This window comes from Pseudomonas sp. SD17-1 (assembly GCF_029201585.1).
In the GTDB taxonomy this organism is placed as follows: Bacteria; Pseudomonadota; Gammaproteobacteria; order Pseudomonadales; family Pseudomonadaceae; genus Aquipseudomonas; species Aquipseudomonas palmensis.
The window spans coordinates 1978241-2000478 of record NZ_CP104044.1 but is presented as its reverse complement, the minus strand read 5'-3'; the positions used below and the strand labels follow the sequence as shown (position 1 = coordinate 2000478).

20 protein-coding genes are annotated in these 22238 nt (G+C 63.6%); 7 read left to right on the top strand and 13 right to left on the bottom strand.

The features are described from left to right. Positions 1–11: 11 nt before the first annotated feature. The 5 genes from N0B28_RS08930 to fabB all read left to right on the top strand — a co-directional run bounded on the left by N0B28_RS08930 (position 12) and on the right by fabB (position 6891). On the top strand, positions 12–2123 hold the full coding sequence (locus tag N0B28_RS08930; protein ID WP_275731528.1) for a TonB-dependent receptor: 2112 nt from the start codon (positions 12–14) through the stop codon (positions 2121–2123). Next, entirely contained in the window at positions 2123–3016 is an 894-nt protein-coding gene (locus tag N0B28_RS08925) for an ABC transporter substrate binding protein (RefSeq protein ID WP_275731526.1), read from the top strand. The genes N0B28_RS08930 and N0B28_RS08925 overlap by 1 nt, the downstream gene beginning before the upstream one ends. Then, positions 3013–4938, top strand: coding sequence for an ATP-binding protein (locus N0B28_RS08920; protein WP_236176406.1), 1926 nt, complete (start codon positions 3013–3015; stop codon positions 4936–4938). The genes N0B28_RS08925 and N0B28_RS08920 overlap by 4 nt, the downstream gene beginning before the upstream one ends. 205 nt (positions 4939–5143) lie before the next feature. Then, on the top strand, positions 5144–5659 hold the full coding sequence (gene fabA, locus N0B28_RS08915; protein WP_043863120.1) for a 3-hydroxyacyl-[acyl-carrier-protein] dehydratase FabA: 516 nt from the start codon (positions 5144–5146) through the stop codon (positions 5657–5659). 11 nt (positions 5660–5670) lie between these two features. Beyond that, positions 5671–6891, top strand: a complete 1221-nt coding sequence (fabB, locus tag N0B28_RS08910; RefSeq protein WP_054915677.1) for a beta-ketoacyl-ACP synthase I — start codon at positions 5671–5673, stop codon at positions 6889–6891. A 141-nt stretch (positions 6892–7032) separates the two neighbouring features. Here the strand turns inward: fabB and N0B28_RS08905 are convergent, their stop codons facing one another. The 3 genes from N0B28_RS08905 to N0B28_RS08895 all read right to left on the bottom strand — a co-directional run bounded on the left by N0B28_RS08905 (position 7033) and on the right by N0B28_RS08895 (position 10328). Next, the gene (locus N0B28_RS08905) at positions 7033–8658 is read right to left on the bottom strand and encodes a methyl-accepting chemotaxis protein (protein WP_275731523.1); all 1626 of its coding nucleotides are present in this window, start codon (positions 8656–8658) and stop codon (positions 7033–7035) included. Between the two features lie 140 nt (positions 8659–8798). After that, positions 8799–9263 carry a DUF3859 domain-containing protein gene (locus N0B28_RS08900; RefSeq protein ID WP_253087366.1) on the bottom strand — a complete coding sequence of 155 codons (465 nt, stop codon included), beginning with the start codon at positions 9261–9263 and terminating at the stop codon, positions 8799–8801. Positions 9264–9323: 60 nt separating this feature from the next. Further along, the gene (locus N0B28_RS08895; protein ID WP_104572267.1) at positions 9324–10328 is read right to left on the bottom strand and encodes an amidohydrolase family protein; all 1005 of its coding nucleotides are present in this window, start codon (positions 10326–10328) and stop codon (positions 9324–9326) included. A gap of 113 nt (positions 10329–10441) precedes the next feature. Here N0B28_RS08895 and N0B28_RS08890 point away from each other — a divergent pair, with 113 nt between their 5' ends. Further along, positions 10442–11302, top strand: a complete 861-nt coding sequence (locus tag N0B28_RS08890; protein ID WP_054915674.1) for a pirin family protein — start codon at positions 10442–10444, stop codon at positions 11300–11302. A 60-nt stretch (positions 11303–11362) separates the two neighbouring features. Here the strand turns inward: N0B28_RS08890 and N0B28_RS08885 are convergent, their stop codons facing one another. From N0B28_RS08885 to N0B28_RS08870, 4 genes are all read right to left on the bottom strand, one after another. Next, complete coding sequence (locus N0B28_RS08885) at positions 11363–12088, bottom strand: dienelactone hydrolase family protein (protein WP_043863126.1); 726 nt, start codon at positions 12086–12088, stop codon at positions 11363–11365. A gap of 56 nt (positions 12089–12144) precedes the next feature. After that, positions 12145–14049: a molecular chaperone HtpG gene (gene htpG, locus N0B28_RS08880; protein ID WP_054915672.1), complete on the bottom strand. Its 1905-nt coding sequence runs from the start codon at positions 14047–14049 to the stop codon at positions 12145–12147. A 109-nt stretch (positions 14050–14158) separates the two neighbouring features. Further along, positions 14159–14620, bottom strand: a complete 462-nt coding sequence (locus N0B28_RS08875) for a PaaI family thioesterase (protein WP_043863128.1) — start codon at positions 14618–14620, stop codon at positions 14159–14161. Continuing rightward, positions 14617–15075: a PaaI family thioesterase gene (locus tag N0B28_RS08870; protein ID WP_275732041.1), complete on the bottom strand. Its 459-nt coding sequence runs from the start codon at positions 15073–15075 to the stop codon at positions 14617–14619. The genes N0B28_RS08875 and N0B28_RS08870 overlap by 4 nt, the downstream gene beginning before the upstream one ends. A 177-nt stretch (positions 15076–15252) precedes the next feature. On the opposite strand from N0B28_RS08870, the gene N0B28_RS08865 reads away from it, so the two are divergent. Continuing rightward, on the top strand, positions 15253–15534 hold the full coding sequence (locus N0B28_RS08865) for a hypothetical protein (RefSeq protein ID WP_043863130.1): 282 nt from the start codon (positions 15253–15255) through the stop codon (positions 15532–15534). A 49-nt stretch (positions 15535–15583) separates the two neighbouring features. On the opposite strand, the gene N0B28_RS08860 is transcribed toward N0B28_RS08865, so the two are convergent. The 6 genes from N0B28_RS08860 to lpdA all read right to left on the bottom strand — a co-directional run bounded on the left by N0B28_RS08860 (position 15584) and on the right by lpdA (position 22225). Continuing rightward, complete coding sequence (locus N0B28_RS08860) at positions 15584–15985, bottom strand: MAPEG family protein (RefSeq protein ID WP_275731521.1); 402 nt, start codon at positions 15983–15985, stop codon at positions 15584–15586. Continuing rightward, positions 15982–16722: a DUF599 family protein gene (locus N0B28_RS08855; protein WP_054915669.1), complete on the bottom strand. Its 741-nt coding sequence runs from the start codon at positions 16720–16722 to the stop codon at positions 15982–15984. The genes N0B28_RS08860 and N0B28_RS08855 overlap by 4 nt, the downstream gene beginning before the upstream one ends. 178 nt (positions 16723–16900) lie before the next feature. Continuing rightward, positions 16901–18214, bottom strand: coding sequence for a branched-chain amino acid transport system II carrier protein (gene brnQ / locus N0B28_RS08850; protein ID WP_043863133.1), 1314 nt, complete (start codon positions 18212–18214; stop codon positions 16901–16903). Between the two features lie 348 nt (positions 18215–18562). Next, positions 18563–19447 (bottom strand): succinate--CoA ligase subunit alpha, encoded by an 885-nt coding sequence (gene sucD, locus N0B28_RS08845; RefSeq protein ID WP_038613108.1) that lies wholly within the window; start codon positions 19445–19447, stop codon positions 18563–18565. After that, the gene (sucC, locus tag N0B28_RS08840) at positions 19447–20613 is read right to left on the bottom strand and encodes an ADP-forming succinate--CoA ligase subunit beta (protein WP_043863134.1); all 1167 of its coding nucleotides are present in this window, start codon (positions 20611–20613) and stop codon (positions 19447–19449) included. The genes sucD and sucC overlap by 1 nt, the downstream gene beginning before the upstream one ends. A 175-nt stretch (positions 20614–20788) precedes the next feature. Next, on the bottom strand, positions 20789–22225 hold the full coding sequence (gene lpdA / locus N0B28_RS08835) for a dihydrolipoyl dehydrogenase (RefSeq protein ID WP_043863135.1): 1437 nt from the start codon (positions 22223–22225) through the stop codon (positions 20789–20791). Positions 22226–22238 lie beyond the last annotated feature (13 nt).

The window sequence follows — 22238 nt, the reverse complement described above, 5'->3', positions numbered from 1 at the left end:
AAGGCCGCGCCGTGCATCTTGGCCCTCCCCCCTCGCGCCCGCTGGTTCTGCTGACTGCCCTGCTGGGCGGTCCGGCGGTGGCGGACGACCTGTTCGTCGACAGCCAGGCGCTGCCGCAGATCCTGACCGCCACCCGCCTCAGGCAGTCGCCGGCGGCGGTGCCCGGCAGCATGAGCGTGCTCGACAGTGAGCTGATCCGCGCCAGCGGCGCGCGCAACGTACCCGAACTGCTGCGCCTGGTGCCCGGCATGATGGTCGGCTACGGCGCGGGCAACCAGCCGGCGGCCAACTACCACGGCAGCAGCGTCAACGATGCGCGGCGCATGCAGGTGCTGGTCGATGGCCGTTCGGTGTACCGCGCGGGGCTGGCGACGGTGGACTGGGGCGATATCCCGCTGGCACTGGAGGATATCGAGCGCATCGAGGTGTTCCGCGGGCCCAACACCGTCAGCTATGGCGCCAATGCACTGATGGCGGTGGTCAACATCCTCACCCGCAGCCCGGCCGACAGCCATGGCACGCGGCTCAAGGTGATCCGCGGCCAGCGCGGCATCGACGACTGGTACGCCAGCCAGGGCCTGGGCTGGGAAGGCGGCGACCTGCGCCTGTCGCTGTCGGGCCAGCAGGACGACGGCTTTGACCACAACGCGCAGGGCCAGCACTACCGCGATGGCCGCCGCCTGACCCGCCTGAGCCTGAGCGCCAGCCATGCGCTGAACGCCGAGCAGAGCCTGGACTGGCAGTTTTCCGCCAAGGAAGGCAGCGAGCAGCGCCCCTATGCCTATACCCCGGTGTTCCCCGGCGTTAGCGGCGCAGGGGCGAACGCCGACGTGAATGCCAAGGACTACGCCGCCTCGGTACGCTGGAACATCGACCTGGACCCGCGGCACAGCCTGTACCTGCAGGGTTCGGCGCTGCACTGGGATCGCCAGCAGGTGTGGCGCGCGTGCGATGCGGCCATCGCCTTCAGCCCGCAACTGGCGCAGCTGTGGCGGCTCAACCCGGGCTATACCGAACGCCTGGCCCGCAACATCGACGCGCCGATTCCTCCCGGCAGCGACCAGGAGCAGGCGCTGGCCCGCGAGGTCCGCCAGCAGTGGCACAACGGCGGTGCCAACCCGGTGTGCGGCGACATCGACCAGAGTACCCGCGAAAGCCGCCTGGACCTGGAGCTGCAGGACACCCTGAGCCTGAGCGACAGCCTGCGCCTGGTCAGCGGCGTCGCCTACCGCTACGACCGGGCCGACTCGCAGACCTACTACGATGGCAGCCTCGACGACACCACCTGGCGCCTGTTCGGCCAGCTCGAGTGGCGCGCCGACGAACACTGGATCGTGCAGGGCGGCGCTATGTTCGAGGATACCCGGCTGGCGGGCAGCTCGCTGGCCCCGCGCCTGGCCGTGAACTACCTGATCACCCCGCGCCACGGCCTGCGTGCGGTGTACTCGGAGGCGGTACGCTCGCCGGACATGTTCGAGAACAACGTCAACTGGAGCTACCGCGTCGACAACCTGCGCCCGGCCGCCTTCGGCCAGCGCCACGCCGAGTACTTCGTCACCACCCGCGGCCCGGGCGACCTCGACCAGGAACGCATGCGCTCGCAGGAGCTGGGCTACAACGGCTTTTTCAGCGAAATCGGCCTGAGACTGGACATCAAGCTGTTCCATGACCAGCTCACCGGCATGGTCAGCGAACCGCTGCGCAACAACCGGCCCATCGCCAGCAACGCCAACAAGGCGCGTTTCACCGGCAGCGAGGCGCAACTGGACTGGCAACTGCGCAGTGCCGACCGCCTGCGCCTGACCTACGCCTATGTGGATGCCTGGGCCAGCAACCCCGATGACCGCCACCTCAGCGCACGCAACAGCGGCTCGGCCGGCTGGCTGCGCGACTGGGGCCGAGGCTGGTCGAGCGCAGTGTTCTACTACGGCGACGACGCCCTCAACCAGTACCGCTTCGAGCGTATCGACCTGCGCGTGGCCAGGCGCATCCCCATCCGCAACGCCAGCCTGGAGCTGGCCGGGATGCTTCAGCAACGCCTGGATGACGAGCCCACCAGCAACTGGCAGAACCGCTACGACAGCCGGCAGGTGCTGTACCTGAGCGCGGAGCTGGAGTTCTGATGCGCCTGCTGCACGCTTGCCTGGTGCTGATGCTGGCGTGGCCGCTGAGCGCACTGGCGGCCGCAGACATTCTGGTTACCGCCGCCCAGGGCAATGCAGGCGTGCGCGACTTCGTCACCGCCCTGCGCGCGCAGCGCCCCACCGATCACGTGCGCTTCACCGCCGTGTCAGAACTGCCTGCCGGGCACAGGCTCAAGCCGGGCACGCGCCTGATTCTGCTCGACCTGGCCGCACTGGACTGGCGCCTGAAACAGGCCGAAGGCCCGCCGACGCTGGCCTTGCGGGTCAGCCGAGTACAGGCCAGCCGGCACCTGGGCGACCGACGCCCGTCCTACCTGAGCCTGCTGTGGAGCGACCCGCCGCCCGCGCGCCAGTTGCGCCTGGCCCACTACCTGCTGCCCCAGGCCAGGCGCATTGGTGTGCTATATACCGAGAACAGCCGGTTCCTGCTCGACGAGCTGCGCCAGGCGGCCAAGGCGCTGCGCCTTGAGATCATCGCCCAGGCCTGGCCCGACCCGCGTGACAATCGGCCGCTGCAGGCCGTGCTCAAAAACAGCGATGTGCTACTGGGCCTGGACGACCCACTGCTGTACAACGCCACCACGGCCAAGCACCTGCTGCTGAGCAGCTATGCACGCCAGGTCCCGCTGATCGGTCCGAATGCCGGGTTCGTGCGCGCCGGCGGGCTGGCCAGTACCCTGAGCGACCAGCATGACTGGCTGGCGGTGCTCGACCGCCTGCTCGACCAGCCGCCGGCGGCCTGGCCGCGGACGTTGTACCCCGAGCGATTTCGCGTGGCCGGCAACCAGCAGGTGGCCCGAGCCCTGGGCATCGAGGCGGTAGACCCGGTGGCCGCACAGCAGGCCGTGGCCGCAGGAGAGAAGCACCGATGAAAAAACTGACCTGGGATATCAGTACCCGCACCCAGATCATCAGCCTGGGGCCGGCCCTGCTGCTGACGTTGCTGCTGATCAGCTTCTTCACCTTCGTACGCATCCAGGACTTGCGCCAGGAGCTCAACCATACCGGCCAGCTGATCGCCAACCAGTTGGCACCGGCCTCGGAGTACGGGGTCATTTCGGGCAATGACGAAGTGCTCGAGAGCCTGATGCGCGCCACCCTGACCATCCCGCATGTGCGCTTTCTCGAAGTGCAGGACAGCGAAAACCACATCCTGGTGTATGTCGAGCAGGCCGACGAGCACGAGAACCGCCCCCAGCAGGTCGAGGTGTTCCAGGCGCCTATCCGCCTGCAGCGGATCTTTCTGGACAGCGATTTCCTGCACAACGGCGGCTCGGCCTCGACCCGCAAGGACGATTACCTGGGCCGGGTGATCGTGGGCATGTCCGATGACGCCTTCAACCAGCGCCAGCAGGAAATCGTGATCAAGGCCGCGATCCTGGCCCTGTTCGCCCTGCTGTTCACCTTCATCCTCGCACGGCGCCTGGCGCGCAGCCTGTCGCGTCCGATCAGCGACATGGGGCACGCGGTCAAGGCCATCCAGAAAGGCGACTTCAATGCGCCGCTGCCGGTGGTCGACGACAGCGAGTTGGGCCACCTGGCCCGCCACATCAACAACCTGGCCAGCGGCCTGGCACAGGCCAGCCACGAGCAGCAACAGGCCATCGCCCAGCTGATCCAGGCCCGCGAGGAAGCGGAACAGGCGAACAAGGCCAAGTCGGACTTCCTGGCGATGATGAGCCACGAGCTGCGCACCCCCATGAACGGGGTGCTGGGCATGCTGCAACTGCTGCAGACCACCGCGCTGAGCGAAGAACAGAGCGAGTACGCGGCCGTGGCCAGCGAGTCCACCGGCCATCTGCTCAAGGTGATCAACGACATCCTCGACTTCTCGCGGATCGAGCGCACGACGCTGGAGCTGGAGCACATCGAGTTCAACCTGGCCGAGCTGCTGGGCAGTTGCACGCAGTCGTTCCAGCATGTCGCCCAGCAGCGCGGATTGCTGCTGCTGGCGCCACTGCCGCCGGGCATGGAACAGTTGCGCGTGGCCGGCGACCCGACCCGCATCCGCCAGGTGCTGGTGAACCTGATCGGCAACGCGCTGAAGTTCACCGAACACGGCAGCGTGCAGATCGAACCGCGCTGGCAGGTACTGGACCGACAACTGATCTGGTTCACCTGTGCGGTGCGCGATACCGGCATCGGTATCGACAGCGAGCGCCTGGAAACCATGTTCGTTGCCTTCCAGCAGGCCGACAGTTCTATTTCACGACGTTACGGCGGTACCGGCCTGGGGCTGTCTATCGCCCGCACCCTGACCGAGCGCATGGGCGGCACGCTGCGTGCCGAAAGCCGTGAAGGCAGGGGCTCGACCTTTACCCTGGAAATGCCGCTGGCGCTATGCATGCAGCAGAACCCCACGCTGCCTGCGCCCAGGGCCGACAACAGTGACCCTGGCCAGGGCCGGCGCATCCTGCTGGTGGAGGACAACCCGGTGAACCAGGCCGTGACCCAGGCCATGCTGCGCAGCCTGGGGTTCGAGGTGTGCCTGGCCGCCGATGGCGCCCAGGCGGTGGCGCTGGCCAGCCGCCAGCGCTTTGCCGCCACGCTGATGGATTGCCGCCTGCCGGTCATCGACGGCTACGAGGCCACCCGGCGCATCCGCCAGATCCCCCATGCCGCAGCCATGCCGATCATCGCCCTGACTGCCAACGCGCTGCAGGGCGATCGCGAACGCTGCCTGGCCGCCGGCATGAACGACTACCTGACCAAGCCGTTCAAACGCATTGATCTGCAGCAGATTCTGCAACGCTGGCTGCCCGCACAGGCATCTGTGACTGGCGATAAATGCTAAAGTGCGGCAGTCTTACAGACTGAACCGGGCCCTTGCCGGGCTTGTCATAAAAATTTCAGTGCACAAGTGTACATCTTCGTCCCCTGTGCTGTGACTTTCACTACAACGCAATAGTCTATGTGTAGGCTGCCGCCCCAAGCCTGAGGCTTTTGGGTCGGTCGGGAAGATCTACCCCGTGCCGCACGGTGACTATTGAGGAGCTCGCATGACCAAACAAAACGCCTTTACCCGGGAAGACCTGCTGCGCTGCAGTCGCGGTGAGCTGTTCGGCCCAGGTAACGCGCAACTGCCCGCCCCTAACATGCTGATGGTGGATCGCATCACGCACATCAGCCAAGAGGGTGGCAAGTACGGCAAAGGTGAGTTGGTCGCCGAGCTGGATATCAGTCCAGACCTGTGGTTCTTCGCCTGCCATTTCGAAGGCGACCCGGTGATGCCAGGCTGCCTGGGCCTGGATGCCATGTGGCAGCTGGTCGGATTCTTCCTGGGCTGGCAAGGCCTGCCAGGCCGTGGCCGGGCCCTGGGTTCGGGCGAAGTGAAGTTCTTCGGTCAGGTACTGCCGACCGCCAAGAAAGTCACCTATAACATCCACATCAAGCGCGTCCTGAAAGGCAAGCTGAACATGGCCATCGCCGATGGCTCGGTCAGCGTCGACGGCCGCGAGATCTACACCGCCGAAGGCCTTCGGGTCGGTGTATTTACCTCCACTGAAAATTTCTAAGGGTTATTCGCATGCGCCGCGTCGTAATCACAGGTCTGGGCATCGTATCGTGCCTGGGCAATGACAAAGAGACCGTCTCCGAAAACCTGCGTAAAAGCCGTCCGGGCATCCGTTTCAACCCGGAATACAAGGAAATGGGGCTGCGCAGCCAGGTTTCCGGTTCCATCGACCTCAACCTCGAAGAGCTGATCGACCGCAAGGTCTATCGCTTCGTCGGCCACGCAGCCGCCTACGCCTACCTGGCGATGCAGGACGCGATCAAGGACTCGGGCCTGAGCGAAGAGCAGGTGTCCAACCCGCGCACCGGTCTGATCGCCGGTTCCGGCGGCGCCTCGACCCTGAACCAGATGGAAGCGCTGGACATCCTGCGCGAAAAAGGCGTCAAGCGCGTCGGCCCATACCGCGTTACCCGCACCATGAGCAGCACCGTGTCGGCGTGCCTGGCCACCCCGTTCAAGATCAAGGGCCTGAACTACTCCATCGCCTCGGCGTGCGCCACCAGCGCGCACTGCATCGGTACCGCGATGGAACAGATCCAGATGGGCAAGCAGGACGTGGTGTTCGCCGGTGGCGGTGAAGAAGAGCACTGGAGCCAGTCGTTCCTGTTCGACGCCATGGGCGCACTGTCCAGCAAGCGCAACGACACCCCGGAAAAAGCCTCGCGCGCCTACGATGCCGACCGTGACGGTTTCGTCATCGCCGGCGGTGGCGGCATGGTAGTGGTCGAAGAGCTGGAGCACGCTCTGGCCCGTGGCGCGAAGATCTACGCCGAAATCGTTGGCTACGGCGCGACCTCCGACGGTTACGACATGGTTGCCCCAAGTGGCGAAGGCGCGATCCGCTGCATGCAGCAGGCGCTGTCCACCGTCGACACCCCGATCGACTACCTGAACACCCACGGCACCTCGACCCCGGTCGGTGACGTTGCCGAAATGAAGGGTGTGCGTGAAGTGTTCGGCGACAAGGCCCCGGCCATCAGCTCCACCAAGAGCCTGTCGGGCCACTCGCTGGGCGCTGCCGGCGTTCACGAGGCGATCTACTGCATGCTGATGATGGAAGGCAACTTCATTGCCGGCTCCGCCAACATCGACGAGCTGGACCCGGAAGTGGCCGACCTGCCAGTTCTGCGCGAAACCCGCGAAAATGCCAAGATCGACACCGTGATGAGCAACAGCTTCGGTTTCGGCGGCACCAATGCCACCCTGGTGCTCAAGCGCTGGGCTGGCAAGTAAGCAAGGGCTCGCCCCTGCTGTAGAAACGCCCCGACAGGTTCGGGGCGTTTTTGTTTGCGGCTTTCGGGGCAATTGGCCGGCAAGGCCGGCTCCTACAGGGCACGCGATGCCTGTAGGGGCCGGCCTTGCCGGCCAAAGGCGTTACACCGAAAACCTGCCCACCAGCGTATTGAGCTCGATGGCCAGCTGCGACAACGCCTGGCTCGCCGCGCTGGTCTGGTTGGCCCCCGCCGAGCTCTGCAGCGCCAGGTCGCGGATGTTGGTCAGGTTGCGGTCCACCTCCCGCGCCACCTGTGCCTGCTGCTCGGACGCACTGGCGATCACCAGGTTGCGCTCGTTGATCAGGCTGATGGCCGTGGCAATCTCTTCCAGCGCCGTACCCGCCGCATGCGCGCCATCCAGGGTGCCCTGGGCACGCTGGTTGGTCTGCTGCATGCCCTCCACCGCCCGGTCGGTACCCTCCTGGATGCCACCGATCATCTGTTCGATTTCCCGTGTCGACTGCTGGGTACGATGGGCCAGTGCCCGTACCTCGTCGGCCACCACTGCAAAACCGCGCCCGGCGTCCCCCGCCCGCGCCGCCTCGATGGCCGCGTTCAGGGCCAGCAGGTTGGTCTGCTCGGCGATCGAACCGATCACATCCAGCACCTTGGTGATGCCGTGCACCTGCTCGGCCAACTGCCCGACTTCCGCGGCATTGGCGGTAACGCCATCGGCCAGCGCCTCGATCGACGCCACCGTCAGGCGCACCTGCTCGCGCCCCTGACGGGCAATGCGATCGGACTTGGTCGAGGCCTGGGAGGTGGCCACCGCATTGCTCGCCACCTCTTCCACCGCGGCGGTCATCTGGTTCACGGCGGTGGCGGCCTGCTCGATTTCCTGGGTCTGCTGGTGCAGGCCGCGGGTAGCGTCCTCGGTCACTGCGCTGAGCTCTTCGGACGCCGAGGCCAGCTGGTTGGACGAATCGGAAATACGCCCGATGGTATCGCGCAGGCTCTGCTGCATCTGCTTGAGGGCCGCCTGCAAGCGCGCCGGCTCGTCACTGCCCTCCACGTTGATCTGCGGGGTCAGGTCGCCGGTGGCGACCACCTCGGCCACCTGCAGCGATTGCGCCAGCGGGCGCACGATACTGCGGGTCAACGTCAGCGCCAGCACAACGGTGAGCACCAGTGCGGCCACCAGCAGGCCGACCACCCACAGGCGGGCACGCTCATACACCGTGCCGGCAAGCTCGGTGGCCATGTTGGCGTGATGGTTGTTGAGGGCGATCAGCTCGTTGAGGGTGGTGGTGAGCTGATCGGCCAGCTGGTTCATCTCACCGTTGACCAGCGCCACCGCCTCCGTTGTCTGGCCCTGCAGGGCCATCTGCGCTACCCGTGCCTGATAGCCCAGGTACTGCTGCTCGAGCTTGAGGTAGCGGTCGAACAGCGCCTGCTCCTCGGGCAATGCAATCAGGGCCTGGTAGCGTTGCTGTTCCTTGCCCAGTTCGCCCTTGATCTGCTCGATGCGTGAATGGGTCTGCTGCTGCGCGGCGTTGTCGCTGTTGAGCAGCAGGCGCAGGGTCAGCGCCCGTATCCGGAACATGTCCTGGCTGATCTGCCCCACAGAGATCACACTGGGCAGCCAGTTGCTGTCGATCTGTTCGGACTGCTGGCGCATGCTGCTCATCTGCAGGAGCGAGAAGGCCCCCAATGCAAACACCAGCAACGCTACCAGACCAAACCCCAGACCTGCCCGCGGCGCAATGTTCAAACGTCTCAAGCTCATCTTCCGGTTCCCTCCAAAAGCGCTGCATCGGTCATGCAGCTGACGTGCTTATTAGAAGGTATCGGCCCTTGAGATTTTTGCGTAAGACGAAAAAGTGATATCAAAACGCCTTGTCATTGCGAGCGCAGGCGGCGCATGCCTCATTGCACGATGAAGCGCTGCTCGGCCAGCAGGCGGTCCCCCTGGAACACCATGAAGTGCCACTGGCCCGGTACCACTTCGTGGTGCTCGGTAAATTCATAGGCCATGACATCCTGCGCGGCCCCCGGCACCAGTTTCTGCACCACCTCGAACTTGTCGTGGCGCTGACCGTCGGGGGTGATCACCCCGGGGGTCAGGTACAGCAGCGTCAGGGGCGTATCTTCGGCCACCTTGCCTTCAAGGCGATAGCGCAGGCCGAACTTGCTGCCAAGACGGGCCGGCACCCGGTCGGTGTGCTCCAGGGTCTGGTTGGTCTGGGTCAATACCCGTTCACCGGGCTGGAAGTCCTGGTGGCGGGTCTGGAACACGCCGTACTCCACCGGCCCCTGCACCCGCACCTCTGCACCGGCCACCGCACTCACCAGCATCAGCGCGGCCAGGGCGCCCAAACGACTCTTCGACATACTGCTCTCCATCAGGTTGATGGCGGCAGGCTATGGGGCTTGCATGACAGGCTGATGACATCAGCGTGACCTGGGCAGTACCGCGAGAAAGTTGTCCTTGGCCACCTTGTGCGCCACGGCCTCGGGCAAGGCATCCAGGAACCGGTCGAACCCGTGCAGTTGCTCGCCCAGGCTGGCGAAGCGGCCGACCACATCGGAACCGAGCATGAAACGTTCGGGGAAGCGCTCCACCAGCGCAACCCATTCGGGCCGTGGCACGCCCTTGTCGTCCAGCAGGTAGGGTTCGAGCACGCTCCACGACAGGTCGATGTACAGGTTCGAATAACGCTCGAGCATGCGCGTCAGGGTCGGCAGCAGAAAGTCCAGCTGGGTCTGGTGGCGGTGAATCTCCATGCTGGTGCCGGCGTGGGCCCAGATGAAACGGGTATCGGGGTGCTCGCGCAGGGGCTGCTCGATCTCTTCCAGGTACAGTGGGTTGCGTTCGCGCTTGGAGGTGATGTTGGAGTGGATCAGCACCGGCATGTCGTGCCTGGCCGCCAGCTGATAGATGAGGCCCAGCGCTTCGTTGTTGGCCCGTGGCGTGTCGCCGCTGGTCAACGCCGTCAGGTCGTCGTGGCGGGTGAAGACTTCGCCGATGCCCTGCCACAGGCCGGGAAACAGCTCGAGCATGCGCTCGATATGGGTGGCCGCGTTCTTGTCCACCGGGTTGAAGCCGGTCAGAAACGGGTGAAAGCGCTGGCGCTGCTGCTCGGGCAACTGTTGCAGCGCCGCTGCCACATAGATGTCGGTGGCGCTGTACCAGTAGGCTGCGGCATCATCGCCGGCGTAGTAGCGCGGGCGCTTGGGCTCGTCTTCATGCCATTTCTTGGCCACCGCCACACCCGAGATCATCGACTGATCGATACGCGCCGCATCCATGGCCTTGAGCAACTCGTCCATGCCGGCGCTTTCCTGAAAGAAATCGACATAATGCAGGTGCGCGTCGCTGTAGCGGTACTCCCGCGCCTGGGCCATGCCCGACAGCGTCACCGACAGCAACAGGCACCCCAGCGTCCTGGCCCACATCGCAATCCCCTTGTGCAATTGACCCAGGGTAGACCTGCCGCCGGGCGCAACGGTTCAGCCCGGGCACCGGGCAGGTTATGCTTCCAATTATTTCCATCGCCCTGGTGCCCCTGATGAACCCTCCCCTGGTAATCCGCCCGCGCGCCGAATCCGTCGAAGGCCAACCCATCCTGCGCCCGCTGCCTTCGGCACGGCGGCGCAGCGTCGGGCCGTTCGTGTTCTTCGATCACATGCTGGCGACCGACTACCCGCCCGGGCGTGGCATGGACATTCGCCAGCACCCGCACATCGGCCTGTCCACCCTCACCTACCTGTTCGAAGGCCAGTTGCAGCACAAGGACAGCCTGGGCTCGGATCAGCGCGTGAGTGCCGGCGAGGTGAGCTGGATGACCGCCGGCAGCGCCGTGGCGCATATCGAGCGCACCCCGCCGGAGCTGCTGGGTCAGCCCAAGCGCCTGCACGGGCTGCAGGTGTGGCTGGCCTCGCCAAAGGATCACGAACAGGGGCCGGGGCACTACAGCCATCACCCGGCGGCCAGCTTGCCGAGCAGCGATGCGCTGGGGGTGAGTATCCGCATGATCGCGGGCACGGGGTTTTGCCTGACCTCGCCAGTGCCGGTGTTGTCAGCGACCCTGTATGCCGAGGTGCGCATGCAAGCGGCGAGCACGCTGCTGATTCCCGCCGAACACGCTGAACGGGCGGTTTATGTACTCGACGGTGAGGCGAGCCTTGATGATCAGCCACTGGAGCCGTGCAGCCTGGTGGTGCTGCCCGAAGGCGAAGCGATGAGCCTGTACGCCGACAGCGAATGCCACCTGGTGATCATTGGCGGCGACGCACTGGACGGGCCGCGGCGGATGAACTGGAACTTCGTCGCCAGTGACCCGGCGCTGATCGAGCAGGCACGGGCACGCTGGGCGGCCGGGGATTGGCCGGTGGTACCGGGCGAGATCGGGCGAATCGAGTTGCCTTGAGATTCGCCGGCAAGGCCGGCTCCTACAGAGGCAGGAGCGGGCTTGCCAGCGAAGAGGCCATCAGGCCTGGAACACTTCCCGCAGCAGGGTGTGCATCGCCTGGAACGCGCGCTTGGACGTCCTGGCGTCGTACTTCATCTTGCCTGGCACGTTCGCTGCGGGGTCGGTGAACGAATGCACCGCGCCTCCGTAGCTCACCAGCTGCCAGTCAGCCTTGGCCGCATCCATCTCGGCCTCGAAGGCAGGCAGTTGCTCGCGCGGCACGAGCGGGTCGGCTGCACCGTGCAACACCAGCAACGCTGCCGACACCTTGCCCTCCTGGGCCGGCAGCGGCGTGTCCAGCGTACCGTGGAACGACACCGCAGCGCGCAGACGCTGGTCTTCACGGGCCAGCTCCAGTGCGCAGCAACCGCCGAAGCAGAAGCCGAAGGTGGCCAGCTTGCCCGGCGCAAGCACTGCCTTCGATTGCCCCAGCAACTGATCCAGCGCCGCCTTCATGCGTTTGCGCAGCTCGACCCGATCATTTTTCAGCGGCATCATCGCCGCCCCCGCTTCATCCATGTTGGATGGGCGCAGCGTCTGCCCATACAGGTCAGCCAGCAGCACCACATAGCCCTGGGCCGCCACCTCCCTGGCAATGCGCTCGGCGCCCTCGCCGATGCCCATCCAGTTCGGCGCCATCACCAGGCCCGGCTGTTCCTTGGCGCCGTGGGTATACACCAGGCGGCTTTCGTACACCTTGCCGTCAAGCTTGTACACCAGCGACTCGATCGTCACGTTGCTCATGAACCCCTCCTTGCACAATGAAAAAAGCCCGCCGAAGCGGGCTTTCCTGCAACTGCTTACGCCGACAGTTCGACCAGCAGCTTGTTCAGTCGACGCACATACGCCGCCGGATCCTTGAGGCTGTCGCCCGCCGCCAGGGCGGCCTGATCGAAGAGGATATGCGAGAAGTCGGCGAAACGGTCTTCGCTCTGCTCGTTGTCCAGCTTCTCGATCAGCGGGTGACCCGGGTTGAATTCGAAGATCGGCTTGGAGTCCGGCACCTTCTGCCCGCTGGCTTCGAGGATCTGGCGCATCTGCAGGCCCATGTCCTGTTCACCGATGGCCAGGATCGCCGGCGAATCGGTCAGGCGGTGCGACACGCGCACTTCACTGACGGTATCGCCCAGCGCAGCTTTCAGACGCTCGACCAGGCCTTCCTTGTCCTTGGCCACTTCTTCCTGAGCCTTCTTGTCCTCCTCGGAGTCCAGCTTGCCCAGGTCCAGGTCGCCACGGGCCACGTCGACGAAGCCCTTGCCGTCGAACTCGCTCAGGTAGCTCATCAGCCACTCGTCGATGCGGTCGGTCAGCAGCAGCACTTCGATGCCTTTCTTGCGGAAGACTTCCAGGTGCGGGCTGTTGCGTACCTGCGCGTAGGACTCGCCGGTGAGGAAATAGATCTTGTCCTGACCTTCCTTGGCACGTGCCAGGTAGTCGGCCAGGGACACGCTCTGCTCGCCGCTGTCGTCATGGGTGGAGGCAAAGCGCAGCAGGCCGGCGATCTTCTCCTTGTTGGCGAAGTCTTCCGCCGGGCCTTCCTTGAGCACCTGGCCAAAGTTCTTCCAGAAGCCCTTGTACTGCTCGGGCTCGTTCTTGGCCAGCTTCTCGAGCATGTCCAGCACGCGCTTGGTCAGCGCCGACTTCATCGAATCGATGATCGGGTCTTTCTGCAGAATCTCGCGCGACACGTTCAGCGACAGGTCGTTGGAGTCGACCACACCCTTGATGAAGCGCAGGTACAAGGGCAGGAACGATTCGGCCTGGTCCATCACGAACACGCGCTGCACGTACAGCTTCAGGCCGCGTGGCGCTTCACGCTGGTACAGGTCGAACGGCGCACGGGCCGGCACGTACAGCAGCGAGGTGTACTCCAGCTTGCCTTCGACCTTGTTGTGGCTCCAGGCCAGCGGGTTTTCGAAATCGTGGCCGATGTGCTTGTAGAACTCCTGGTATTCCTCGTCCTTGATCTCGGTACGCGGACGGGTCCACAGCGCGCTGGCACGGTTGACGGTTTCCCACTCCACGGCCGGCTGCTCTTCGCCTTCGGCGGCAGTCGCTTCCTTGGGCAGTTCGATCGGCAGGGCGATATGGTCGGAGTACTTCTTGATGATGTTGCGCAGGCGCCAGCCATCGGCGAATTCGTCTTCACCTTTTTTCAGGTGCAGCACGATGCGCGTACCGCGCTCGGCCTTGTCCACGGTGGCGACTTCGAACTCGCCCTCGCCCTTGGACGACCAGTGCACGCCCTCGCTCGCCGGAGTACCGGCGCGGCGGCTGTAGACATCGACCTGGTCGGCGACGATGAACGCCGAGTAGAAGCCCACACCGAACTGGCCGATCAGGTGCGAGTCTTTCTTCTGGTCACCGGTGAGGTTCTTCATGAAGTCGGCAGTGCCGGACTTGGCGATGGTGCCCAGGTGGGTGATCACGTCATCGCGGTTCATGCCGATGCCGTTGTCTTCCAGGGTGACGGTGTTGGCCGCCTTGTCGAAGCTCACGCGAATCTTCAGGTCGCTGCCGCCCTCGAGCAGCTCGGGCTTGGCCAGGGCTTCGAAGCGCAGTTTGTCGACGGCGTCGGAGGCGTTGGAAATCAATTCGCGAAGGAAGATTTCCTTGTTCGAGTACAGCGAATGGATCATGAGGTGCAGCAGCTGCTTCACCTCGGTCTGGAAGCCCAGGGTTTCTTTTTGAGTTTCCACACTCATGGTCTTCAACACTCCGATCTGATGGCAGTAGTCACTCGGGCCGACGGCCCCCGCGGGGCAGCGTCCGGCCTTTCGTGGCGGGATGAACAGCAGATGGGGGCTGGCATATCTATTTCAAGGGCACGGGCAGTTCTTTGATCTTGAAATGCGCACGGGCCGTGGCGATGGGCTGGTCCGGGTCGCCCTGCCAGGCGGTGATCGCGACGTTGGTCACCCGCCGCCCCTGGCGCCACAGCTGGCACCGCGCATAGGTATCGCGGTACAGGCCGGCGCGCAGGTAATCGATGGAAAAGTCGATGATCCTGGGAATGCTCGCGCTTTCGCTGAAAATCAGCAGGTACAGCGCCGCCGACAGTTCCATGAACCCGGCGATCACCCCCCCATGGATCGCCGGCAGCAACGGGTTGCCGATATTGTCGGCACTGGCCGGCAGGCAGAACAGCAGGTCGTCGCCGTCACGGCTGCACTGGATGCCGATCAGGCTGGCGTAGGGGATCAGTTGCAGCAATGGCGCGTAGTTGCCCTGGGCATGCGCCTGGCGCAGCTGTGCATGCACGTCCGCGGGAATCATTGCGCCACCGCCTTGAGCTGCCGGCCAAAGCCCAGGCCGCCCTTGATGTCCTTGCCCAGACGCATGTAGGTGCCCACCACCTGGGCAATCGGCTGGTCGGGGTCGTCCTGGTAGGCGCAGCCGCGGATGAAGATCACGTCGCGGGTGACCCGGTAGCACTGCGCCTGCCCATACACCGCCTTGTCGGCCTGCCCCGGGTGCATGTAGTCGATGCGCAAGTCCAGGGTCGGGCACACCTCGAACTCGGCCAGGGCGCACAGGGTGGCCATGCCCAGCGCAGTGTCCATCAGCGTGGTGATTGCACCGCCATGGATCTCGCCGCTCTGCGGGTTGCCCACGATCTGCGGCGAGTACGGCAGGCACAGCGTGATGCCGTCGGCATCGGCGCGCTCTACGCGCATCTTCAACAACTGGCAATGGCGCAGCGCCGAAAGAAAACGTTCGGCCTGGGCCATCAACGGTGACGGTTCATTCACGGTCAGCTCCTTGTGCAATAACTCAGGTGCTGCATAAGCCTGAGGGAAAGTCTATATGGATCCGGCACTTATATATGTGCAAACGACGCGGAACTTATGTCGCTTACTTGAACTCAGATAATTCAAGCAACTCTATTCCACAAGGAGAAACACCCCATGCGTAAACCCATTGCCTTTGCCGTTATGCTGGCCGCCGCCCTGGGCCTCGCTGCTTGCGATAAAGCCAGCGAAAACAAAGCCCAGGACGCTCAAGAACATGCCGAGCAAGCCCAGAAGAAAATGGACGACGCTCAGGATAAGATGAACGACGCCGCCAAAGAAAACGCCGAAGCCGCCAAAGACAGTGCTGAAGCCGAACAAAAGCGTGCAGAAGAAAACAACCAGGCCGCTCCTGTGACGCCAGCACCAGAAGCCGCCCCGGCAGAACCTGCCAAGTAAGCAACTGCGCTTTAATGAAAAAACCCGACTCAGGTCGGGTTTTTTCATGTCAGGCCAGAAGTTGGCGAAAGGTCGGGCTGAGCATCAGCAACAATGAACAGATCAGCCCGATCGACCAGACCAGGCTGCGCTGCCACGCAAAGTCATACCAATACAGCGGCAGGTAGATGCTCCGCGCGATCACGAAGATGATCGCCAGGGTATCGATCAGAAAACCCTGGGTCTGGGTGGTGTGCGCCATCAATACACCTACGGCGAACAACATGAATGCTTCGAAACTGTTCTGGTGCGCCGCCACCGCCCGGGCGCCCATGCCGGTCAGTTGCGCCTGCTGGCTGCGCGGCAGGTGGTTGTCGTAGCTGCCCTGTTGCTTCATCGCACGCGCCACCGGCACCCGCGCCACATAGATCAGCAGTGCGCTGATCAACACACACCAGAACGGAATACTCATGCGACCGGTTCCTTGTTCGGCTCAGGCAATGGCGCCTCTGTAGGGGTATAGACCATCACGTCGAGCACGTCGGAATGAAACTCGCGGCGGTACAGCACCAGTACTACCCCGGTGCTCATCAGCACCAGCAGCCAGGGGCTGATGAACCAGCTGAGCAAGGCCATGCCGAAATAGTACGAGCGCAGCCCGAAGTTGAACTGGTTGGCCGCCAGCGAGATAACCCGCGCCCCGCGCAGAGCGAAGGCCTTGCGCTCCTGCTCGCTGACCTGACGCTCGCCGATCATCGGTGCCGAGCCCACCAGCACGGCGGCGAAGTTGTACTGGCGCATGCACCAGCTGAAGGTGAAGAAGGCGTACACGAAAACCATCGCCAGGCATAACAGTTTGATTTCGGACATGCCCTGGGATGTCTGCTGTACCAGCGGCAGGTCGGCCAGCAGCGACCAGGCGCGGTCCGAGGCGCCCAGCACGGTGAGGATACCGGCCAGGATGATCAGGGTGCTGGAGGCGAAGAACGATGCGTTGCGCTCCAGGTTGCCGATCACGCTGGCGTCGGCGATGCGGTTGTCGCGCAGCAGCATGCGGCGCATCCAGTCCTCGCGGTACAGGTGCATGACGCTGGCCAGGCAGGCGGTATCACGGGCCTTCCAGCTGGCGTAGCGGGTGTAGCCGCCCCAGCAGGCAACGAACCAGCAGGCGGCAAACAGGTTGATCAGGTTGTTCTGGATGAAGCTCATGGCGCTCCCGAAGAAATGGCACAGGATGGTGCATTGTCCGCCTTTCGACGCTGCCAGCGGCAAAAAGACACGTGGCCCCGAGACGAAAAAGCCCCGCATCCGAATGGATGCGGGGCTCTTCAGAGGCTGGCCCGGCAGGCGATCATGGCTTGTGGCCCTCGCCTGCCGCGGCCGACACTCAGGCGACCGCTTCGCGCGGCTTGCCGAGCATGCGGTCAAGCACCACGGCAACAGCCAGCATCGCCACCGAAGGCACCAGCCAGGCCAGGCCCTGCTCGCTCAGCGGCAGGTGCGCCAGCGACTCCGGCAGCCAGCCAGCGAGGTTGGCGCCCTTGAGCGCGTCGATCACGCCGAACAGCAGCGACACCGCCATGACCGGGGCCATGATGCGGGTCTGGGAGTTCCACAGGTTGCCGCAGAAACTCAGCGCCACCAGCACGATGCAGGGCGGGTAGATTGCCGTCAGCACCGGGATCGAGAACGCGATCAGCTTGGTCAGGCCCAGGTTCGACACCACCAGCGAGAAGCCGGCCAGCAGCACCACCAGCATACGGTACGACAACGGCAGTACCTGGCTGAAGTACTCGGCGCAGGCGCAGGTCAGGCCCACGGCGGTGACCAGGCAGGCCAGCGCGATCAGTACAGCCAGGAAGCCACTGCCCAGCGAACCGAAAGTGTGCTGTACATAGGCATGCAGCACCGCCGCGCCATTGCTCGCACCGGCGGCGATCTCGTGGCTGCCCGCACCCAGGCGGAACAGGCTGATGTACACCAGCGCCAGGCCGACACCGGCAATCAGGCCGGCGATGATGGCATAGCGGGTGATCAGTTGCGGCGAGTCGACGCCACGCGAGCGGATCGCGTTGACGATGACGATACCGAACACCAGCGCGCCCAGGGTATCCATGGTCAGGTAGCCATTGATGAAGCCCTGGGAGAACGGCGCGGCGACATATTCAGGTTGCGCCACCCCCATGGTCCCGGCCGGCAGCATGAACGCGGCGATGCCCAGCGCGGCCAGCGCGATGATCTTCAGCGGGGCCAGGAAGCGCCCGACAGTATCGAGCAGCTTGCCCGGGTACATGGACACGGCCAGCACCACGGCAAAGTACACCAGGCTATAGATGAACAACGCGGTCGGGCTCTCGCCGGTCAGCGGTGCCACACCTACCTCGAAGGACACGGTCGCGGTACGCGGGGTGGCGAACAGCGGGCCTACGGCCAGGTACGCGGCAGCCGCCAGCAGGCCACCGGCCACCTTGCCGATCGGGCTGCTCAGCGCGTCCATGCCGCCACCGACCTTGGCCAGTGCCACCACGGTGATCACGGGCAGGCCCACGGCAGTGACCAGAAAGCCCAGGGCGGCCAACCAGACGTAGGGGCCCGATTGCAGGCCGACGATAGGCGGGAAAATGATGTTGCCTGCGCCCACGAATAACGCGAACGTCATAAAACCAAGCGCCAGGATGTCCTGGCCTTTCAAGACTTTCATTAAGGAAATACCACACTTCTGAAATCGGGATTTAGAGAGGGACTTCCCCTTGGGTGAGGGAAATGCTGCCTGCCCGGATGGAGCAGACCCGTTTAGCGTGTAGCTCCCTTTTGGGGTGCTGGCACAAAATGAGGGCACAGGTTAACGAATCTGGCCGCAAAACGCACTGCCAGAGGGGTGCTTGTCCGATGAGCGAATATGCATGTCGCGTGGATGACCGACTTTTATGCAAGAACGCGCTGTCTGCTTCGCCGGCAAGGCCGGCTCCTACAGGGGGCAGCGTACACCAGAAAGCACAAAGGCCACCCGAGGGTGGCCTTTGCCGAAGCGTGGAAGGTCAGCCGCAGCTTACTTCTTCACTTCCCAACCGGTCAGCTCGGCCAGGGCCTTGCCGATGTCGGCCAGCGAACGCACGGTTTTTACACCGGCGTCCTGCAGGGCTGCGAACTTCTCGTCTGCAGTACCCTTGCCGCCCGAAATGATGGCGCCAGCATGGCCCATGCGCTTGCCCGCTGGGGCAGTCACACCGGCGATGTAGGAAACCACTGGCTTGGTGACGTTTGCCTTGATGTAGGCAGCCGCTTCTTCTTCAGCCGAACCGCCGATCTCGCCGATCATCACGATCGCCTCGGTCTTCGGGTCTTCCTGGAACAGCTTCAGGATGTCGATGAAGTTCGAACCCGGGATCGGGTCGCCACCGATACCGACGCAGGTGGACTGACCGAAACCGGCGTCAGTGGTCTGCTTCACGGCTTCATAGGTCAGGGTGCCGGAACGCGACACGATACCGACCTTGCCTGGCAAGTGGATGTGACCTGGCATGATGCCGATCTTGCACTCGCCCGGGGTGATGACGCCTGGGCAGTTAGGGCCGATCAGGGTAACACCCAGCTCGTCGCACTTGACCTTGGCATCGAGCATGTCCAGGGTAGGAATGCCTTCGGTGATGCACACGATCAGCTTGATGCCGCCGAACGCTGCTTCCAGGATCGAGTCCTTGCAGAAAGGAGCCGGTACGTAGATGACCGACGCGTCGGCGCCGGTAGCAGCTACTGCTTCTTTCACGGTGTTGAACACCGGCAGGCCCAGGTGAGTGGTGCCGCCTTTGCCTGGGGTCACGCCGCCAACCATCTTGGTGCCGTAGGCGATGGCTTGCTCGGAGTGGAAGGTACCCTGCGAGCCGGTGAAGCCCTGGCAGATGACTTTGGTGTCTTTATTGATCAGGACGCTCATTACTTGCCCTCCGCAGCTTTGACAACTTGTTGAGCAGCGTCGGTCAGGCTGGTTGCCGCAATGATGTTCAAACCGCTTTCTGCCAGTACTTTGGCGCCCAGTTCAGCGTTGTTGCCTTCCAGACGAACAACAACCGGCACTTTAACGCCAACTTCTTTCACTGCACCGATGATGCCTTCGGCAATCATGTCGCAACGAACGATGCCGCCGAAGATGTTGACCAGTACGGCCGCGACATTGCTGTCGGACAGGATGATCTTGAACGCTTCGGTCACGCGCTCTTTGGTAGCGCCACCACCTACGTCGAGGAAGTTGGCTGGCTTGCCGCCGTGCAGGTTGACGATGTCCATGGTACCCATGGCCAGGCCGGCACCGTTTACCATGCAGCCGATGTTGCCTTCCAGGGCCACGTAGTTCAGCTCGAAGCTGGCAGCGTGGGCTTCACGAGGATCGTCCTGCGACGGGTCGTGGAAGGTTTTCAGCTTGGGCTGACGGTACATGGCGTTGGCGTCGATGTTGATCTTGGCATCGAGGCAGTGCAGATCGCCGTCGGCCTTGATCACCAGCGGGTTCACTTCCAGCAGTGCCAGGTCGTGCTCTTTGAACAGCTTGGCCAGACCGACGAAGATCTTGGCGAACTGAGCAACCTGCTTGCCTTCCAGACCCAGCTGGAATGCCAGCTCGCGACCCTGGAATGGCTGAGCGCCAACCAGTGGATCGATAGTGGCCTTGATGATTTTTTCCGGAGTGTCGTGAGCGACTTTCTCGATGTCCACGCCACCTTCGGTGGAGGCCATGAACACGATACGACGGCTCGAACGGTCAACGACAGCGCCCAGGTACAGCTCTTTAGCGATATCAGTGCACGATTCAACCAGGATCTTGGTGACTGGCTGACCATTGGCATCGGTCTGGTAGGTAACCAGACGCTTGCCCAACCACTGGGCAGCGAACGCCTTGGCGTCTTCTTTGCTGCGAACCAGCTTTACGCCGCCCGCTTTACCGCGACCACCGGCGTGAACCTGGGCTTTTACAACCCACTCGGTGCCACCGATCTTGTCGCAGGCTTCTGCTGCAGCTTCAGGGGTGTCGACTGCGAAACCCTTGGAAACTGGCAGGCCGTATTCAGCGAACAGCTGCTTACCCTGATACTCGTGAAGATTCATGCTTTTTACCGTCTTCGTTAGGTACTGCGCTTCGGCGCTGCGCTCCTGTGGAGTGCCGCGCCACCTGTGACCGCTTGCCCCCGGTATGCTCCGGGAGTTCGAGTCCGGCGGACTTTCCGCGGTGAGCCATGCACGCAAGACTCACGACGGGCCGTCCGCCGTGGTTTCTTATTGTTTAACGCTTCTTGCGGTTGGCTACGTGGATGGCACCGCCATTCACGGCCAGAGCGGCTTCGTGCAGCGCTTCAGACAAGGTCGGATGGGAGAAGACCATCATGCCCAGGTCTTCGGCGCTGGAGCCGAATTCCATTGCGATTGCACCCTGCTGCACCAGTTCGGCAGCGCTTGGGCCAATGACGTGTACACCCAGAACGCGGTCGGTCTTGGCATCGGCGATGACCTTGACGAAACCACCGGTGTCGTTGGCCGCCATCGCACGGCCGCTGGCCGCGAACGGGAAGGTGCCCACGTTAACCTCAACGCCTTCAGCCTTCAAGGCTTGCTCGGTTTTACCGACCCAGGCCATTTCCGGGTGGGTGTAGATAACCGATGGGATCAGGTCGTAGTTCATCTGGGCCTTGTGGCCCTTGATGCGCTCGACGACCATGATGCCCTCTTCCGAGGCCTTGTGCGCCAGCATCATGCCACGTACCACGTCACCGATGGCGTAGACGCCCGGTACGCTGGTAGCGCAGTAGTCGTCAACGAACACGAAACCGCGCTCGTCGATGGTCACGCCGCTGTCGGCAGCCAGCAGGTCGGTGGTCACAGGGCGACGGCCGACTGCAACGATCAGCCTGTCGAAGGTGATCTTCTGCTCGCCGTTGGCGTCGGTGTAGGTCACTTCGACTTCGTCGCCGTTGACCTTCGAGCCGGTCACGCGAGCGCCCAGCTTGATGTCCAGACCTTGCTTGGTCAGGGTCTTCAGGCCTTCCTTGGCAACAGCGGTGTCGGCTGCCATCAGGAAGGTGTCCAGGGCTTCGAGCACGGTCACCTGGGCACCCAGGCGCGACCATACCGAACCCAGCTCCAGGCCGATGACGCCGGCGCCGATCACGCCCAGGCGTTTTGGCACGGTCTGGAATTCCAGGGCGCCGGTGGAGTCGACGATGACTTTCTGGTCGACCGGAGCCGGCGGAATGTCGATCGGACGCGAACCGGAGGCCAGGATCACGTTCTCGGCTTCGATGATTTCGGTGCTGCCGTCAGGCTTGGTGACTTCGACTTTCTTGCCGGCCAGCAGTTTGCCGTGGCCCTGGATCGAAGTGACGCCGTTGGCCTTGAACAGGGTGGCAACGCCGCCGGTCAGGTTCTTGACGATGCCAGCCTTGCGGCCAACCATCGCAGCCACGTCCATCTTCACTTCGCCAGTGGAGATGCCGTGCACGTTGAAGCTCTCTTTGGCTTCCTTGTACTTCCAGGAGCTGTCCAGCAGCGCCTTGGACGGAATGCAACCCACGTTCAGGCAGGTACCGCCGAGGGCCAGTTTGCCTTCGCCGTCAACGTACTTCTCGATACAGGCAGTGCTCAGGCCGAGCTGGGCAGCCTTGATCGCGGCTACATAGCCGCCAGGACCTGCACCAATCACTACCACGTCGAATTTCTGGGTCATAAAAGATTCCTTT

What these genes read in the sequence shown, in the direction of transcription:
- N0B28_RS08925 (WP_275731526.1), top strand. Translation starts at nt 2,123, where the DNA reads ATGCGCCTGCTGCACGCTTGCCTGGTGCTGATGCTGGCGTGGCCGCTG.
- N0B28_RS08920 (WP_236176406.1), top strand. Translation starts at nt 3,013, where the DNA reads ATGAAAAAACTGACCTGGGATATCAGTACCCGCACCCAGATCATCAGC.
- fabA (WP_043863120.1), top strand. Translation starts at nt 5,144, where the DNA reads ATGACCAAACAAAACGCCTTTACCCGGGAAGACCTGCTGCGCTGCAGT.
- fabB (WP_054915677.1), top strand. Translation starts at nt 5,671, where the DNA reads ATGCGCCGCGTCGTAATCACAGGTCTGGGCATCGTATCGTGCCTGGGC.
- N0B28_RS08905 (WP_275731523.1), bottom strand. Translation starts at nt 8,658, where the DNA reads ATGAGCTTGAGACGTTTGAACATTGCGCCGCGGGCAGGTCTGGGGTTT.
- N0B28_RS08900 (WP_253087366.1), bottom strand. Translation starts at nt 9,263, where the DNA reads ATGTCGAAGAGTCGTTTGGGCGCCCTGGCCGCGCTGATGCTGGTGAGT.
- N0B28_RS08895 (WP_104572267.1), bottom strand. Translation starts at nt 10,328, where the DNA reads ATGTGGGCCAGGACGCTGGGGTGCCTGTTGCTGTCGGTGACGCTGTCG.
- N0B28_RS08890 (WP_054915674.1), top strand. Translation starts at nt 10,442, where the DNA reads ATGAACCCTCCCCTGGTAATCCGCCCGCGCGCCGAATCCGTCGAAGGC.
- N0B28_RS08885 (WP_043863126.1), bottom strand. Translation starts at nt 12,088, where the DNA reads ATGAGCAACGTGACGATCGAGTCGCTGGTGTACAAGCTTGACGGCAAG.
- htpG (WP_054915672.1), bottom strand. Translation starts at nt 14,049, where the DNA reads ATGAGTGTGGAAACTCAAAAAGAAACCCTGGGCTTCCAGACCGAGGTG.
- N0B28_RS08875 (WP_043863128.1), bottom strand. Translation starts at nt 14,620, where the DNA reads ATGATTCCCGCGGACGTGCATGCACAGCTGCGCCAGGCGCATGCCCAG.
- N0B28_RS08870 (WP_275732041.1), bottom strand. Translation starts at nt 15,075, where the DNA reads ATGGCCCAGGCCGAACGTTTTCTTTCGGCGCTGCGCCATTGCCAGTTG.
- N0B28_RS08865 (WP_043863130.1), top strand. Translation starts at nt 15,253, where the DNA reads ATGCGTAAACCCATTGCCTTTGCCGTTATGCTGGCCGCCGCCCTGGGC.
- N0B28_RS08860 (WP_275731521.1), bottom strand. Translation starts at nt 15,985, where the DNA reads ATGAGTATTCCGTTCTGGTGTGTGTTGATCAGCGCACTGCTGATCTAT.
- N0B28_RS08855 (WP_054915669.1), bottom strand. Translation starts at nt 16,722, where the DNA reads ATGAGCTTCATCCAGAACAACCTGATCAACCTGTTTGCCGCCTGCTGG.
- brnQ (WP_043863133.1), bottom strand. Translation starts at nt 18,214, where the DNA reads ATGAAAGTCTTGAAAGGCCAGGACATCCTGGCGCTTGGTTTTATGACG.
- sucD (WP_038613108.1), bottom strand. Translation starts at nt 19,447, where the DNA reads ATGAGCGTCCTGATCAATAAAGACACCAAAGTCATCTGCCAGGGCTTC.
- sucC (WP_043863134.1), bottom strand. Translation starts at nt 20,613, where the DNA reads ATGAATCTTCACGAGTATCAGGGTAAGCAGCTGTTCGCTGAATACGGC.
- lpdA (WP_043863135.1), bottom strand. Translation starts at nt 22,225, where the DNA reads ATGACCCAGAAATTCGACGTGGTAGTGATTGGTGCAGGTCCTGGCGGC.